Source organism: Bradyrhizobium sp. USDA 4369 (assembly GCF_054056435.1).
The window spans coordinates 2,616,571-2,630,995 of the sequence record NZ_JBSRYH010000001.1 but is presented as its reverse complement, the minus strand read 5'-3'; the positions used below and the strand labels follow the sequence as shown (position 1 = coordinate 2,630,995).

The 14,425-nt window shown below is 59.9% G+C and carries 13 protein-coding genes and 1 tRNA gene; 9 read left to right on the top strand and 5 right to left on the bottom strand.

Going from position 1 to position 14,425, the window contains the following annotated elements; all coding sequences use genetic code 11:
* Positions 1–365: 365 nt before the first annotated feature.
* Complete coding sequence (istB, locus tag ACVIJ6_RS11920; protein ID WP_012041725.1) at positions 366–1,109, bottom strand: IS21-like element helper ATPase IstB; 744 nt, start codon at positions 1,107–1,109, stop codon at positions 366–368.
* Between the two features lie 11 nt (positions 1,110–1,120).
* Positions 1,121–2,653: an IS21 family transposase gene (gene istA / locus ACVIJ6_RS11915; protein WP_083780767.1), complete on the bottom strand. Its 1,533-nt coding sequence runs from the start codon at positions 2,651–2,653 to the stop codon at positions 1,121–1,123.
* A gap of 58 nt (positions 2,654–2,711) precedes the next feature.
* Here istA (ACVIJ6_RS11915) and ACVIJ6_RS11910 point away from each other — a divergent pair, with 58 nt between their 5' ends.
* Both ACVIJ6_RS11910 and ACVIJ6_RS11905 read left to right on the top strand, forming a co-directional pair.
* Positions 2,712–3,125, top strand: coding sequence for a trypco2 family protein (locus ACVIJ6_RS11910; RefSeq protein WP_456772875.1), 414 nt, complete (start codon positions 2,712–2,714; stop codon positions 3,123–3,125).
* Between the two features lie 9 nt (positions 3,126–3,134).
* Positions 3,135–6,524 carry an N-acetylmuramoyl-L-alanine amidase gene (locus ACVIJ6_RS11905; protein WP_456772874.1) on the top strand — a complete coding sequence of 1,130 codons (3,390 nt, stop codon included), beginning with the start codon at positions 3,135–3,137 and terminating at the stop codon, positions 6,522–6,524.
* 138 nt (positions 6,525–6,662) lie between these two features.
* Here the strand turns inward: ACVIJ6_RS11905 and ACVIJ6_RS11900 are convergent, their stop codons facing one another.
* Positions 6,663–8,021 (bottom strand): tyrosine-type recombinase/integrase, encoded by a 1,359-nt coding sequence (locus ACVIJ6_RS11900; RefSeq protein ID WP_456772873.1) that lies wholly within the window; start codon positions 8,019–8,021, stop codon positions 6,663–6,665.
* Between the two features lie 316 nt (positions 8,022–8,337).
* Between ACVIJ6_RS11900 and ACVIJ6_RS11895 the strand changes: the two genes are divergently transcribed.
* Positions 8,338–8,414: transfer RNA gene (locus ACVIJ6_RS11895), tRNA-Arg, on the top strand.
* Positions 8,415–8,610: 196 nt separating this feature from the next.
* Here ACVIJ6_RS11895 and ACVIJ6_RS11890 read toward each other — a convergent pair.
* Positions 8,611–8,847: a helix-turn-helix domain-containing protein gene (locus ACVIJ6_RS11890; RefSeq protein WP_456772872.1), complete on the bottom strand. Its 237-nt coding sequence runs from the start codon at positions 8,845–8,847 to the stop codon at positions 8,611–8,613.
* Positions 8,848–9,024: 177 nt separating this feature from the next.
* On the opposite strand from ACVIJ6_RS11890, the gene ACVIJ6_RS11885 reads away from it, so the two are divergent.
* The 4 genes from ACVIJ6_RS11885 to ACVIJ6_RS11870 all read left to right on the top strand — a co-directional run bounded on the left by ACVIJ6_RS11885 (position 9,025) and on the right by ACVIJ6_RS11870 (position 10,799).
* Complete coding sequence (locus ACVIJ6_RS11885; protein WP_456772871.1) at positions 9,025–9,504, top strand: hypothetical protein; 480 nt, start codon at positions 9,025–9,027, stop codon at positions 9,502–9,504.
* A gap of 55 nt (positions 9,505–9,559) precedes the next feature.
* Positions 9,560–9,739 carry a hypothetical protein gene (locus ACVIJ6_RS11880; protein ID WP_456772870.1) on the top strand — a complete coding sequence of 60 codons (180 nt, stop codon included), beginning with the start codon at positions 9,560–9,562 and terminating at the stop codon, positions 9,737–9,739.
* 463 nt (positions 9,740–10,202) lie between these two features.
* Positions 10,203–10,538, top strand: coding sequence for a hypothetical protein (locus ACVIJ6_RS11875; RefSeq protein WP_456772869.1), 336 nt, complete (start codon positions 10,203–10,205; stop codon positions 10,536–10,538).
* Between the two features lie 33 nt (positions 10,539–10,571).
* Entirely contained in the window at positions 10,572–10,799 is a 228-nt protein-coding gene (locus ACVIJ6_RS11870; RefSeq protein ID WP_456772868.1) for a hypothetical protein, read from the top strand.
* Between the two features lie 238 nt (positions 10,800–11,037).
* Here ACVIJ6_RS11870 and ACVIJ6_RS11865 read toward each other — a convergent pair whose 3' ends face one another.
* Positions 11,038–11,850, bottom strand: coding sequence for a phospholipase D-like domain-containing protein (locus ACVIJ6_RS11865; RefSeq protein ID WP_456772867.1), 813 nt, complete (start codon positions 11,848–11,850; stop codon positions 11,038–11,040).
* A 176-nt stretch (positions 11,851–12,026) separates the two neighbouring features.
* Between ACVIJ6_RS11865 and istA (ACVIJ6_RS11860) the strand changes: the two genes are divergently transcribed.
* Positions 12,027–13,559: an IS21 family transposase gene (gene istA / locus ACVIJ6_RS11860; protein ID WP_456771791.1), complete on the top strand. Its 1,533-nt coding sequence runs from the start codon at positions 12,027–12,029 to the stop codon at positions 13,557–13,559.
* Complete coding sequence (istB, locus tag ACVIJ6_RS11855; protein ID WP_456771792.1) at positions 13,556–14,380, top strand: IS21-like element helper ATPase IstB; 825 nt, start codon at positions 13,556–13,558, stop codon at positions 14,378–14,380. The genes istA (ACVIJ6_RS11860) and istB (ACVIJ6_RS11855) overlap by 4 nt, the downstream gene beginning before the upstream one ends.
* The last annotated feature ends 45 nt before the right edge of the window (positions 14,381–14,425 follow it).

The window sequence follows — 14,425 nt, the reverse complement described above, 5'->3', positions numbered from 1 at the left end:
GCTCACGATTCCGTTACTCTTGCACGTGCGGCAACTTTACGAGGAGCATTCATATGCCTGATCCTGATGACCGTATCAAATTGGCCGATGCGATTATGGGTCTTCGAAACGAATGCGGATTCCGACGAAGTCGCCCAGGCGTACCGATATGAAGTCGCCCGTGGATTCCGAGACGATGTCGCCCACCTTTCCGATTTGATCTCGCCCAGCGGCGAGGCGTTCTGGCCGGCTGGTTCTCTGGCATCGGTCAAGCCGCGCGGTCAATCTGGAATCGCGACTTCAACCTTTTTTCTTCTTCTGCGGTTGCTGTGGGCATGTGGACAACGCGATTGCGTTGTCCAAGCGCAGCGGCATGTCCACGGCGCTCAGGTCTTTCGGGCGGATTGCCGAGTTCGGCGCAGGCTCTCACCGGTGAGGTCGAGCCGATGGGCATTGTGGACGAGGCGATCGAGCACGGCGTCGGCATAGGTGGGATCTCCAATGAGCAGATGCCACTGGTCCACGGGGAGCTGGCTGGTGACGATGGTGGAGCGATGACCGTAGCGATCTTCGAGGATTTCCAGGAGGTCGTGACGGGCGCCGGCATCGAGCGGCTCGAGCCCCCAATCATCGAGGATCAGCAGATCGACACGGCCAAGGCCGCGCAACAGGCGTGGGTGACGACCGTCGCCGCGGGCGAGCGCCAGATCGTCGAACAGGCGCGGGACGCGTTGATAGAGCACGGAGCGATTGTCGCGACAGGCCTTGTGGCCGAGCGCCGAGGCGAGCCAACTCTTGCCGACGCCTGCCGGGCCGCAGATCAGGAGATTGACGTGGTCGTCGATCCAACGGCCCTCGACAAGCTTGGCGAACAGCGGGCGGTCGAGACCGCGCGGGGTGCGGTAGTCGATGTCCTCGACGCATGCCTGCTGGCGCAGCTTGGCGTAGCGCAGGCGAGTGGCGAGCCGTTTGTCGTGCCGCAGCGAGGCTTCACGTTCGAGCAGCAGAGCAAGCCATTCGGCGTGACCGAGGCTGCCAGCCTCACCGGCGGCTTCGATGTCGGCGAAGGCCTTGGCCATGCCGTGGAGGCCGAGGGCGTTGAGGCGGTCGAGGGTCGGATGGGTGAGCAAGGGACGGTCTCCTAATTGTAGTAGCGCGGTCCGCGGATGTTGGCATGCAGGATCGGCGCATCGTCCGCGGAGCGCTGGTGAGCGGGACGCCGATCGAGATTGTTGGCGAGGATCGACTTGACCGAGCCATAGGTGCGCGCGCCGATGTCGATCGCCCGCGCAGCCGCCGCGTCCAGCCGTTCGCGCCCATAGGAGGCGGCGAGCCTGAGGATGCCGAGGCAGGCGCGGAAGCCTTGTTCGGGGTGCGAGCGCTCGTCGAGAATGAGGTCGCACAATGCGCTGGTTGCCGGCCCGATCGCGGCGGCGTCCTGACGGATACGCCCGATAGTCCAGCCGGCGTAGCGCCGATGGCTGGAGGCCATGTGCTCCGGCACGGTGGTGTGCTTGTGATTGCCACTCATGCGCTGATGCGCGGCAATCCGCTCGCCCTTGTGGAAGATCTCGACGGTGCGGGCGGTGAACCGCACCTCGACCTCGGCACGCGCGAAGCGATGCGGAACGCTGTAATAATGCTTCTCCACCTCGACGTGGTAGTCGAGGCTGACGCGGCGGATCCGCCACTCGGCGAGCACGTAGGGGCTCGCCGGCAACGGCTTGAGCGCCGGCCGGTCGATCTCCTCGAGCAGCCGGCGGCGCGTCACGCCGAGCCGCCGGATCGGCCGCTCCTCGTTGAGCCTGGTGAGCAACTCGCCGATCGCTGCGTTGACCTCGGCGAGGCTGTAGAAGACGCGGTGGCGCAGGCGACCGAGCAGCCAGCGCTCGATGATGAGGACGGCCTGCTCGACCTTGGCCTTGTCGCGCGGCTTGCGAGGTCGCGCCGGCAAGACGGCCGTGCCGTAATGCGCGGCCATCTCCGCATAGGTGCGATTGATCTGCGGGTCGTAGAGGCTCGCCTTGATGACTGCGACTTTGGTGTTGTCAGGCACCAGGAGCGCCGGGACGCCGCCGATCGCCGCGAAGGCGCCAACATGGGCGCTGATCCAGTCGGCGAGCCCCTGCGTCCACGTCGCCTGCGCGTAGGTGAAGCTCGAGGCGCCGAGCACGGCGACGAAGATCTGCGCCGTCCTCCGCTCGCCGGTGAGGCGGTCGACCACCACCGGCACGCCGTCGCCCGCGTAGTCGACGAACAGCTTGTCACCGGCCGCGTGCGCCTGGCGCATCGTCACCGACAGGCGTCCCTCCCAGGCGCGGTAAAGCTCGCAGAAGCGCGAGTACCGGTATCCGCCGGGCTCGGCGCCGATGTACTCCTCCCACAGGATCGACAGCGTCACGTGCTTGCGCTTGAGCTCGCGGTGCACCGCCGCCCAATCGGGCTCGGCGATGCGGCGATGACCCTGCCGGTTACCGTTGCCGGTCTTGGCGAACAGGCGGGCCTCCAGGGCCGCGTCCGTGAGTTCGTCGGGCAACGGCCAGCTCAGGCCTGCGGCCTCGAACCGCCGGATGGTCAGCCGCACTGTCGAGGGCGCCGCGCCCATCCGCCGAGCAATCTCGCGGCTCGGCAGCCCAGCCGCCTTCATCCTGATCACATCGCGCACACGGCGCATCGCAAGCCTCTCCGTCGGCATCCAGGGTCCCCCTTCGCAAAGCCGAAAGGTTGACCCTATGGGAGCCAGAAGAGGTCTCGTCACCCCGGGTTCGCTCTTGCGATACCCGGGCGACATCATCCCGGAATCGTGGGCGACATCATCTCGGAACGGGTGGGCGACTTCAAATCGGAATGGTGGGCGAGATCATCTCGGAATCCTGGGCGACATCGATCGGAATCCGCAAAACGAAATCCGGACAGCCGCTGAGCGTGCTCAAGCGCTGGATGCCAAGGATCGGTTTCTGATAACTGAGGCGGAGCTCGAACTTACGATCGTTGCAGAGGACACGATCGGAATGGATGCGGAGCTTGGATGGTGGATCTTCAAGGCGAAGGCACAAGGGGCAGCCAAAGATGCCAGCACTCAGAAGGTCCGCCTGAAATTGGCTCTTGGCAACGTTGAGGTCGGCTCGGCCAAGAAAACAAAGTGATACGCTTCGATGCCAGAGCTTGGACGGCTAGTTGAGATCAAGGGAGATCGAGATCACCAGGAAGGCACCGGCTTTCTGATAGCCGACGGCCTGATTCTGACGGGCTGGCACGTGCTGCGCCCCCCTCCCGGGGATCCGTTTCCGTCTCGCGTGCGTGTCAGGTTGGAGCGAGATTTCGAACCGAGGAAGGCCGTTGATGAAAAAGATAAGATCGCCGACATTCTGTGGCCCGAAAGCGACCCAGGCGACGATTTGGACTTTGCGCTGCTGGGTCTCCCGGCCTCGAACGGCAAGCTGCCCCCAGGGACTAGCGTAGCGCCCGTCAGGTGGGCGTCCTTGGGAAGATGGGGCCAAGTTGAAGTTACTGCCGTCGGATACCCTGACACAGCCGTTGATGACAAATTGGAGCGCCGTGAAACTAAGGGAATCTCAGGCCTTATCCAGCTCGCCGATAATGCTCGAGCTTTGGCCGAGGGAACGGGCCTGCTCAAGATCACGTTGAGAGACGAAGACACCCCCAGCGAACCGGCTGCCAAGGCGTGGCCTGCGATGTCCGGCGCCGCCGTTTTCGCTGGAGAGGTTCTAGTAGGAATAATCCGACTAGCAGGCCAAGAACTAAGCAGGCATCGACTTTATGTCGTTCCGATCGACCGCCTTTTTGCGCGCGATGATGTCATCGCAAAGCTTCGCGCAACTCACTACGCGCTTCCACCGCGTATCGATCTGGATCGCACACCATCAGCCTCAGCGTGGACTAATTCAACCCTATGGAATGTTCCTTATCTGAGGAATGATGCATTTGCCGGCCGTGAAGAGATCATTTCTCGAATTTCAGCAGAATTGAATTCAAGCTCGGCACGGGCCGTCATACAGGCTATCGCCGGACTTGGGGGAATTGGCAAAACGCAGGTCGCGCTTGAATACTGCTATCGGTATCGTGATTCTTACCAGATCATCTGGTGGGTTAGAGCGGAAGACAAGAAAACTCGCGCTGCCGATCTGAAGGAGCTAGGCCAACGGCTGGGGCTAGCCATCGACCAAAACGGCGAGACGGAACAGATCCAGTCAACGCTCCAGTTGCTCAACCAATTGTCAAGCTGGCTTCTAGTATTCGACAACGTTGAAGATCCAAATGATTTGACGGGACTGCTACCAACCGCTGGGCACGGACACGTTATCGTAACATCCAGGCATGCAAGTTGGGCAGGTGTGGCGAAAGCTATTACGCTCGATGTATGGACGAGAGATGAGACAATCAATTATTTGATTAATCGGACAGCCCAAGCTGATACGGCGGATAATCTGGCCGCGGCCGCAGAATTGGCCGAAGTTCTGGGGCGGCTACCGTTGGCGATCGAGCAGGCTGCCGCCTACATTGACGAAACCAAGATAGGTCTCATTGAATACACAAAGCTATTCTCCAAACATAAGCTCCGGCTCTTCCAGTTGCGTCGTCCATCGCGAAATCGAGATGAGCAAAGTGTCGCCAAGGTCTGGAATATTTCTATTCGCCGCGTCGAAAGAGCTTCGCCAGGCGCCGTTGCACTGCTGAAGCTTTGTGCCTTTCTGCGGGCCGATCAAATCGCCAAGGAAGCAATTCAAAAGCAGCATACGGCGATGCCTGAGCCGCTCAGAGCCACCGCGGCGGACTTTGTCTCCTTGGGTGACGCGATCGCCGTCTTACGACGATACTCATTAGTTACTGCAACCCCGGAATATATTTCAGTTCATCGACTTCTTCAACTGGTAGTTAGAACTCGTCTCAGCGAACGTGAATATCGACTTTTCTCTGAGTTGGCGAACCGCCTTGAGCACCGGGTAGACGACACCCATTATGCTGACGAACAGCCACACCGCTCTCTATCGGACGCCTCACTTGAACTATGGAACCACCTATTTTACCAGGCGAGAACAAGACGTAACTTCCTGATATCGGTTAGTACAAGCATGACTGTTGGCGGTATTGGCTTCACCTTGTACAGAACACTTCAGAGCAATTCCTCAGACGAAGCAGACACCGACCCAGCTTCGCCTCCGATCGTGAGCAACGGAGACCCCTTTCCACTGACATGGTTGGCCGAAGTACTTAGGTCGGCGGGCCTAAGCGTTACGGAGCAGCCAGGCTGGCTCAACCGAGGACGCGGCAGCGTAGGCCCACTCAAAGGTGTAATGTGCCATCACACAGCTGGACCGCGATTTGGGAACATGCCCTCTCTGAGCATCATCACCAACGGCCGGCCGGATATGCCGGGCCCTCTTGCGCAGCTTGCTCTTGGGCGTGACGGTACCTTCTTTGCGATAGCGGCCGGAAGAGCAAGCCATGCCGGATCAGGCATGTGGCAAGGCATCAGCACGGGAAACGAAAGCTTTCTCGGGATTCAAGCCGAGAACTCAGGCGGTCCGGATGACGCCTGGCCTGCAGAACAAATGCAGGCTTATCAGCGTGGAGTCGCCGCCATCTTACGAAAGATCGGCGCCGACGCCATCATGTGTTGCGGACACAAGGAATACGCGCTGCCTCCGGGACGCAAGGACGACCCCTCATTTGACATGGAGAAGTTTCGAACTGACGTTGCCAGGATTTTGGCTAACGTTGCGGAAGCGGATGAAACCGTTCCGGATCTGGACGAAATAGCCAAAAGTCAGGGCCCTATCGCAGCAATCACGGCCATCGCGATGCGATCCAGGAGCGCCCGACTATCGTGGAGAGACCGGGGCATCGCGCCTGTAGGATACATCAAGGGCATGGCCGTCGTCTTTGCCAGAGTGTCCCTCAAGCTCAAGATTGGCGACCCCGCCGCGATTGATATGGCAAAGGCGAATAGTGGAGATGCTGCTAGGGACGCTCTTGCGTGGTATGATGACGTCTTCCGTGCAGCAGGAATGGATAACAGCAAGGGCGGTCTGGATACGCTGCGGCACCTCTTTGTGCTTCTGATCGGCCTAGGGATGCGTGAAAGCATCGGAAGATATTGTGAGGGTCGGGATAGAGCGGCCAACTCGACTGACGAGCAGGCCGAAGCAGGGCTTTTTTCTTCCAGCCTTGCGACCCAAAATGCAAGTCCGCTCCTTACGCCGCTATTCCAACAATACCTCGCTCGCCCATCTGGCTTTTCAGAAATCTTCAGAGAGGGCGTAACGTGCACCTCTTCGAACATGGAGAACTTTGGGAACGGAGCAGGCAAGGAATTTCAAAAGCTCTCGAAGGAGAGGCCAGCTTTCGCGGTGGAGCACGCAGGCGTGGTGCTTCGGAATGCGCGGAGAGCGTACGGTCCGATCAATCAAAAGAAGGTAGAAGTTCGCACGGAATGCAATGCGATGCTCCAACGGGTTCAAAGTTTCCTGGAAACACAACAAGAATTATTCGCCGAGCTCGGCGTAGACAAGACGACGCCCTAATCTGGCGGCGTATGGCGGCGCCTCACTTCGCAATCGTCAGGCACCCGGCCTACCCGCACTGCATCGGCTTCGCGGCCGAGCTTCGCGGCTCGTTGTCTCATTTGCAGTCAACACAGATTGAGCGCAGTCCTCTTATTGCTATGCGGCAACCATGCCGTCGCCAACCCGATCGTCGCCAGGATCAACTGATTGCTCGAATAGCCGAGCAAGCGCCGCCTCTCGCGATGCGTAATCGAGCGCATAGATCGTCCGCCGAAATTTCTTGCCATTAAGAAGTCCCTGTATGTAACCCGCGATCGTGTCGGCTGCCATCACGAGAAGCGAATCGACCGTGTGAATGTATCGCCCTGTGATTGAACCGCGAGAATGTCCCATCAATGTGCCAATTGTTGCTTCTGTGAAGCCCAGATCGTTCGCAATGCTCGAGAAGCTATGGCGGAGTACGTGGGGTGTCAGATCGGCGAGAGTGGTATCCTTCAAGAGCTTACTCCAAAGTCGAGGAAATCCGACCAGTGGCTTCCCTTTGACGGTACCCTCAAACACAAAGCCATCTGCGTTTCCGGAAAGGAGCGGAGTAAGGAGATTCAAGACCGGCAGACCTACCGGACGGACTGAGGCCCCTTCCTTGCTGTCGTTTAGACGCAGACAGCTGCCGTCCACGTCCACCTCGGATCTCTTGAGATTGATTGCCTCGCCACGGCGGCAAGCCGTCAGAGCCAGATGACGAATAATCTTCACTGTTGTTTCAAACCGCGCATCTGTGCCCTTCTCAAGGAGAATTTTCCCCAGCAACCGATACTCATCATCGCTAAGACGCCTTTTCTTTACACCGTCTGCCGGCTTGCGGACGCCGTGGGCGGCGTTCTTCTCGATCAAGCCTTGATTCACAGCGTAAGTGAGAATTCCGCTAAGCAGTCCCGCAGTTCGTGTTGCCGTGCCAAGCCCTCCCCGTACAACAGATTTTCCACGCTTGTTCTTCGTCTTTTCGATCGTAGCCGACTTGCCTGAAGCGACATCCTCGATGAACTTGTTGATATCAGCAGGCTTGATATCCTGTAGGCGCTTCCTGCCCAACAACGGCACGATGTGGCGGCAAATGCGGCCCTTGTCGACGTAAAGAGAACTGGCTTTTTTAGGCCGGTTTCCCTTCCCGAGAATGAGGCCCTTTTCGGCCGCTGCCAGATATCGTTCACAGAGCTCCTTGACTGTAAGAGCTTTGCGGTGTCGTGCGCGATCCTCCGCAGGATCCTGACCTCTCAAGGTCTCGCCGAGGGTAGCAATCGCCAGCTTGCGGGCCTGCTCGGCTGAAATGGTTCCGTGCCGGCCAATGGTCAGACGCTTGCGGCCGCCATTGCGGTTTCGATAGTCGACAAAGAAAGTACGACTCCCGCTCGGGTGGACAAATACGCCAAACCCCTTCAGCTCACTGCACCAGATCGTGAATTGCTTGGACCGGGGTATCGCAGCGTCGACCACCGTCTTCGTAAGTTTGGGCATCCCACTAAACCCGTTAAAAAAACTCACCAAAAACTCACCACCAATTGGAAAGCGGTAGCGAACTGGAGAGTAGAATACCCGCGCTTTGTGTCGGAAATGTATTCAATATCTCAAGGCATTAGAGGATGCCCTCGAAGAATGACGAAGGCTAGCGCGCTCTAGCGCAAGTGGGATTTTTGCCCTCCGAAGGCAAATGTCAAGCTGTTTTGCGGGAGCGTAAAAGTAAAAAGTGACTTGGGTTTCAAACACTTAAGAAATCGGCGCGGACCGCTTCACAGCCACGAAGTTTCCGCGTAAGCATTGCGTAAGCAGGCAGGCACCCGTAGCTCAGCTGGATAGAGCGTCGCCCTCCGAAGGCGAAGGCCACACGTTCGAATCGTGTCGGGTGCGCCACCCAATAGGTAGCTCTCTCGGAAGCCGGGAAGAGCCCGCAGCACATCTCCCAGCTACTCATCAGAATTGCGTTCAGCGCGGAAGGCGCCATCGCCCGGTTGCGTTTGGTCGTTAGAAGCCAATTGATTTGCATGCGTTGCGACCTGGGTCCTGACGCCGTCGATCGAGGCAATGGGGAGCATAGACTTGGGGCTGGTTAGGCTTTGGGGTTCTTGAGCCTCACGCCCTCGCCTTTTTGGTCCGCATCGAGAAATTCTATGCCGGCTTTGACCAAAGCTTTCTGAACAGCTTGCACCGTACTTATCCGAGAATCCACAACACCGCCCTCGAGCCTGGCAACGGCGTTCAGGGACACGATCGCCTTGTCCGCAAGTTGCTGCTGGGACCAGCCAAGCAACGCTCTAGCAGCCCGAATTTGTCGAGAGGTGATCATATGATCACCATCGACACCCCTAGCAAATGCGCCACTATAAGGTTATAAATACACCTCTTAAGGGTATCATTCACCCGCATCAGGATGAAATCTCATGTGGATAGCCTTGGGGTCCGAGCTGAGCCGTCTGCGCGCATTTTCGGGTGCATGCTGCAGCTTGTTGAGGATGCATGAGCCATGAAGCCCCCCTCGTCCCGACCGTCTTACAAGCCCCAGGCCGGAGTCGCTTCTCATTGTGGCCGCACCGACAATTCCAACAAACCTTCCCGACGTCCGACTTCAAAACTCGCCAGCAGACCGTTTAATGCAACCAATGACGATTCAGGTCTGGTTGTATTGGGCAAGCAGCTCGAAGAGGCTTTAGCCAAGATACGAGCTTTGCACGATCCGGCATCGCCAGATCATCTCGAGCAAATTGAAACCATGCTCGCGGACTTAGCGCCCATAGAGCAGGCCATTATGGCTACACCGGCACGAACTATAGCGGGTCTGGGCGTAAAAGCTCGCCATGCGGCCTACGTCAATTCCGAGAATTGGGATGCGCCGATTGACGAGATCGACTGGGATGCTCGGGCCGTTCGCTCCTTGATTGAAGCGGTGTGCGACGTGGCCTCTATGTCATTCTCCTTGGGGTCGAACTGCAAGGAAGAGAACTAGTCGCGCCGCGCAGATCCTGCTGCCGTTCAATTCTGGATAGAAAGGATTGGAGCGAATGAGCGTCCTGTCGATCATGGCCGCGATCCTCGAGGAGGAGTTGCGAGAACATGGTATCCGCGGACTAACCCAACGCGACCGTGAAACGATCGTCCACAACATTATCGAACGCACAGCCGAATTAGAAACAGATATCAAGCGGCGTCATTTGGGAGCACACCTCGACGATCAGAACTGAGGACAGTTGGTGAGTTGCGGACCACTTTCGAGCGTGGAGGAGGGAGTGTCCGCAATTATGCGTCAAAATCCTCCTTTTACGACGAATAGTTATCTTGATTTCTCGTTTCTGTTCCCACGGCATCACCGTCGCCAGAATCGCGGATTGGAGCGAAAACGGACGAACGATTGCGGCCAATTCTAGAGGCGACTAGAGAATCTGCGGCGCGGGGAGATTGGATGGCCGATTTCTATTGGACGCCGAAAACACCAGAGGCCCTCGCCATTGCAATGATGGGCTGCCGAGGTAGCCCGTAACGCGCAAACGGCGTCGATGCCATCTTGCTGGACGCAGCCAACATCGCCTACCGAGAGCGGAACGCTCCGGGCCTTGAGGCGCAGAAAGCCGAAAGTAAGCCGGCGTTGACTTTGTTGTGGTGGACTTGCCATCGGTCGGCCGGCGCACAGTTGGGATCATAGCCGTGATGCCAGAGTACGAGGCGCAGCTCATATCGGGACGTACGAATACGGCGCTGGCGGCAGCGAAGCGCTTTCATTGTGCGTCGGGCGAGGCGTCCGCGCGCTACGCTATTTGCCACGTCGGCAAGACATCGTGCACCGACTCAATCCCAAAAGATGTTGAGTTGGGCATGGACGTACCGCGCGACCGCAGCCGATCTACAGACAGCGCAAAGCAGAATGGTGGACCCGATGGTCGTTCGAGTACAAACCAACGCGCGTACCCACGCATCGACTATCTAGGAGATCGCGGGCAGATCAGCATCGCCAAGAAATATCGCAATCTGGCAGACGCCGATTAGACTTATCCCTGCACGATCGGAGCGCTGTGGGGCGTGGCCCTGACATCCAGCGAACAGGCGGCTTTCTGCAGTTGCGTCCAGGCGGAATTCGCGCGCGAGAGAAAGGAGCGGGAAGTCGAGCGCCTGAGGGAAGACGCAGCGTGGGAAGATGAGTGGGCCAGATGCGAGAAACTGATCGCCAAAGCGCAGGCGGCGCTGGAGGTAGCGCAGCGGCAGCCCGAGGAACATCGGAAGCTCTCGAAGCCGAGCGGCGCGACCTAGAATATTAAGCTGAAGAGCCTGCCATCGGCCGTGGGCCCGGATTGCAGATAAGAGTCCGCTCACGGCCTCAAGTAAGACAAGAAGTAGAACGCTGATTGTGGTGCAGCCAAATGTCAAGTTATCCGCCGGGACGCCGGCACAAGGTGTTGCTTCGATCGCTGCCGCGTCAGGCGGACTTCCCGGCCGCAACAGCGCCCTCATTCTTAGGGGTCTTCTGTCGGTAAGGCGCGCTACAAGGTCAGGAAAATTTTGATCGCGCGTGCTCGAAGCGCCGGAGGAACGTGTCCGCGATTTTGTTGAGTTCGACGAACACGCCGATCTCCTTCCGGGAGCTCGATTGCGACGAACTTGCAGATAGCCAATTCTGACTACTTACCGCCAATGCATCGTCGTCCCAGCACAAGACTTTCGCATGGAGTCTCGGCTGGAAGATTGGACGAATACGGACTCCCTGCCTCTCGAATTCGCGGGTGAGTTCCGCGGCATCGACGCCCGACAATGGACCGGTCGCTCGTCCATAAAACAACGACGCCTGAATTTTCTTTTCCTGTGCGGCCGTGACCGCCGGGACGATTGCCATTGGAAGTCCGGCGATGCCGATGCGGTGGCTCGTGATGGCGATGCGCTTTTTGGCCTGATCGCGAGCCTCCAACGGGATCGAGGCATGATCCGGCGACAGGAGGATACGCACCTTGGCCTTTCGCCCAGAACCGGGCTTCGCGCTCGCGATCCGGCGGGCAAGTACCGTCAATTCATCCGCCAATGGATGCCAGACACCACGCGAACCCAAGGACATCGCCGCAACGTGATTCACGATGCGGCCAGCGAGCCGGGCATCTCTCAGGCGGACAGTAGCCTCGAAGCTGTCGAATTCCGTCGACAGCCAATTACAGGAACCGACCAACGCGGTCCACGCGCCGTTGCCATCGTCGCTTGCGATGATCTTGGCATGCGAATCCGTCGTCAAAGTGTGCACCCTGACGAGATCCGAACGGCCGGCCTGCTGGATCGAATTCCGAAGCGACGAAGACGCATGCGCGACGACAATCAAGGTGAGAACCCAGCGACAATCAGGATGAGAGAGTGCCGGCGGGAGCGGGACGAAGGGAGGGCGTAGCCCGACCGGAGGACCGCTCCCGCCGGCGGCGCGTCCCTTTCAGGCCGTCTGGCGGCCGGGTGTGGTTAGCGCAAGCTGTTGATTCGTCTCGACAAGAGAGGATCGACGGCTTGCCTGGCCTCCACATCACCGACCACCAGATGAGGCTATACATGAGTTACCGATTGACGTTATCGGCCGAGGCCGCGGCGGCCAAAGCCGGGTTTTCGACGGCGAGTGCCTACCGGATCGAGGCCGATCCGCGGCTGCCGTCGCAGAAGCAGGAGCCGCGTGGCCGGCGGCGGCCTGATCCGCTGGCGCCCTATTGGGACGCCGAGATCGAGCCGATCCTGAAGGCCGCACCGGGTATCCGGGCGGTCGGTGTGCTGGAGGAGCTGCGCCGGCGCCATCCCGATCTCAATCCCAACATCCGCCGCACGCTGGAGCGGCGCATCACGGCCTGGCGCGCCTTCAATGGGCCCGAGCAGGACGTCATCTTCCGCCAGGAGCATGAGCCCGGGCGGCTCGGCCTGTCGGACTTCACCGATGCCGGCGTGCTGGGTATCACCATCGCGGGCGTGGCGCTCGACCACCGGCTCTATCACTTCCGGTTGGCGTTCTCCGGCTTCGCGCACGCCCATGTCGTGCTCGGTGGCGAGAGCTTCGTCGCATTGGCCGAAGGCCTGCAGAATGCGCTGTGGGCGCTCGGCGGCGTCCCCAGAGAGCATCGCAGCGACAGCCTGTCGGCAGCGTTCCGCAACCTCACGATCGATGCGCGCGAGGACATCACGCAACGCTACGACGAACTGATGCGGCATTACGGCATGGTGGCGACCCGCAACAATGCCGGCATCGCGCATGAGAACGGTTCGATCGAGAGCCCACATGGCCATCTCAAGAAGACGCTGGAGGACGCGCTGCTTTTGCGGGGGACGCGCGACTTCGCCGACCTCGATGCCTATCGCGCCTTCGTCGACATGGTCGTCGGCCGGCGCAACGCCCATCTCGTCAAGCGGATCGCAATCGAGAAGGAGACGCTGGCGCCACTGCCGAGAGGTCGCAGCAGTGACTTCGAGGAGAAGGTGATCCACGTGACCTCGTCGGGCGGCTTCATCCTGCGCCGCGTGTTCTACACGGTGCCGTCGAAGCTGATCGGTCATCGTCTGCGCGTGCGCATCTACGATGATCGCCTCGAATGCTTCATAGGCACCACGCAGGTCGCGACGCTGCGTCGTGGTCGTCCGGTGTCGGACAAAAAGGGCGGACATGTCGTCGACTATCGGCACGTCATCCACGCCCTGCGGCGCAAGCCGATGGCGCTCGCCAATCTCGTCTATCGCGATCAGCTGTTCCCACGGGCCGCCTATCGACGCGCGTTCGAGACTCTGCAGGAACGATATGACGATCGTCATGCCTGCAAGGTGACGGTCGAGCTTCTCGCCCTCGCTCACGAGCGGGCCTGCGAGGCAGAGCTTGCCGAGATCGTCGCCAGAGATCTCGATGCGGGACGGCTGCCTGACCTTGCCGCGTTGCGCATCCGCTTTCGCCCGGAGCAGGCCGCGATCCCGCACGTCGCCGTCGAGCTCGCACCGCTCGCCGCCTACGACGAACTGGCGTCCATCGGCTTCGTGCCGGCAACCTCGAATACGGGAGATGCAGCATGACCAGCACGACCACATCCATCGATGCCGCGCGTGTCGAACTCCTTCTCACAGAGTTGCGCTTGCCGAGCGTCAAGGCGATCTGGCCAAAGCTCGCCGCGCAATCTGACAAGGAAGGCTGGCCCGCGGCGCGCTTCCTCGCCACGCTCGCCGAACACGAGGTGGCCGATCGTGGCCGTCGCCGCATCGAGCGGCACATGACGGAGGCACGCCTGCCTGCGGGCAAGACGCTCGCGACATTCGACTTCGAGAGCGTGCCGACGCTGTCCAAGGCGCAGGTGATGGCACTCGCCGCAGGTGACGTCTGGCTCGAGACCGGGGCCAATCTGTTGCTGTTCGGTCCGCCCGGCGGCGGCAAGAGCCATCTCAGCGCGGCGATCGGGCTTGCCCTCGTCGAGAACGGCTGGCGCGTCCTGTTCACGCGCACGACGGACCTCGTGCAGCAGCTGCAGGTGGCGCGGCGTGAACTGGCTCTGGAATCCGCGATCGCCAAGCTTGATCGCTATGACCTGCTGATCCTCGACGACATCACCTACGTCTCCAAGGATCAGGCCGAGACCAGCGTGCTGTTCGAGCTGATAGCCACCCGCTACGAGCGGCGCTCGCTCCTGATCACCGCCAACCAGCCGTTCGGCGAGTGGGGCCGCATCTTCCCCGATCAGGCCATGACGCTCGCCGCCGTCGACCGCCTCGTCCACCACGCCACGATCATCGAGATGAACGTCGAGAGCTACCGCCGCAAGGCCGCCCTCGGCCGCAAGCGCGGCGCCAGCCGGCCACCAGTCCATGCTACGCCGAAGGAGGTTCAAAGCTCCGCTGATTGACGCTGCCGCACCGCTGATTGTCGCCCAGCGTCAATCAGCACTTGC

Bases quoted from the DNA above. Each gene is read 5' to 3' on its own strand.
- ACVIJ6_RS11880 (WP_456772870.1), top strand. From the start codon at position 9,560: ATGAGCGTCCTGTCGATCATGGCCGCGATCCTCGAGGAGGAGTTGCGA.
- istB (WP_456771792.1), top strand. From the start codon at position 13,556: ATGACCAGCACGACCACATCCATCGATGCCGCGCGTGTCGAACTCCTT.
- ACVIJ6_RS11885 (WP_456772871.1), top strand. From the start codon at position 9,025: ATGAAGCCCCCCTCGTCCCGACCGTCTTACAAGCCCCAGGCCGGAGTC.
- istA (WP_083780767.1), bottom strand. From the start codon at position 2,653: ATGCGCCGTGTGCGCGATGTGATCAGGATGAAGGCGGCTGGGCTGCCG.
- ACVIJ6_RS11905 (WP_456772874.1), top strand. From the start codon at position 3,135: ATGCCAGAGCTTGGACGGCTAGTTGAGATCAAGGGAGATCGAGATCAC.
- ACVIJ6_RS11875 (WP_456772869.1), top strand. From the start codon at position 10,203: ATGCCAGAGTACGAGGCGCAGCTCATATCGGGACGTACGAATACGGCG.
- ACVIJ6_RS11900 (WP_456772873.1), bottom strand. From the start codon at position 8,021: ATGCCCAAACTTACGAAGACGGTGGTCGACGCTGCGATACCCCGGTCC.
- ACVIJ6_RS11910 (WP_456772875.1), top strand. From the start codon at position 2,712: ATGGGAGCCAGAAGAGGTCTCGTCACCCCGGGTTCGCTCTTGCGATAC.
- ACVIJ6_RS11890 (WP_456772872.1), bottom strand. From the start codon at position 8,847: ATGATCACCTCTCGACAAATTCGGGCTGCTAGAGCGTTGCTTGGCTGG.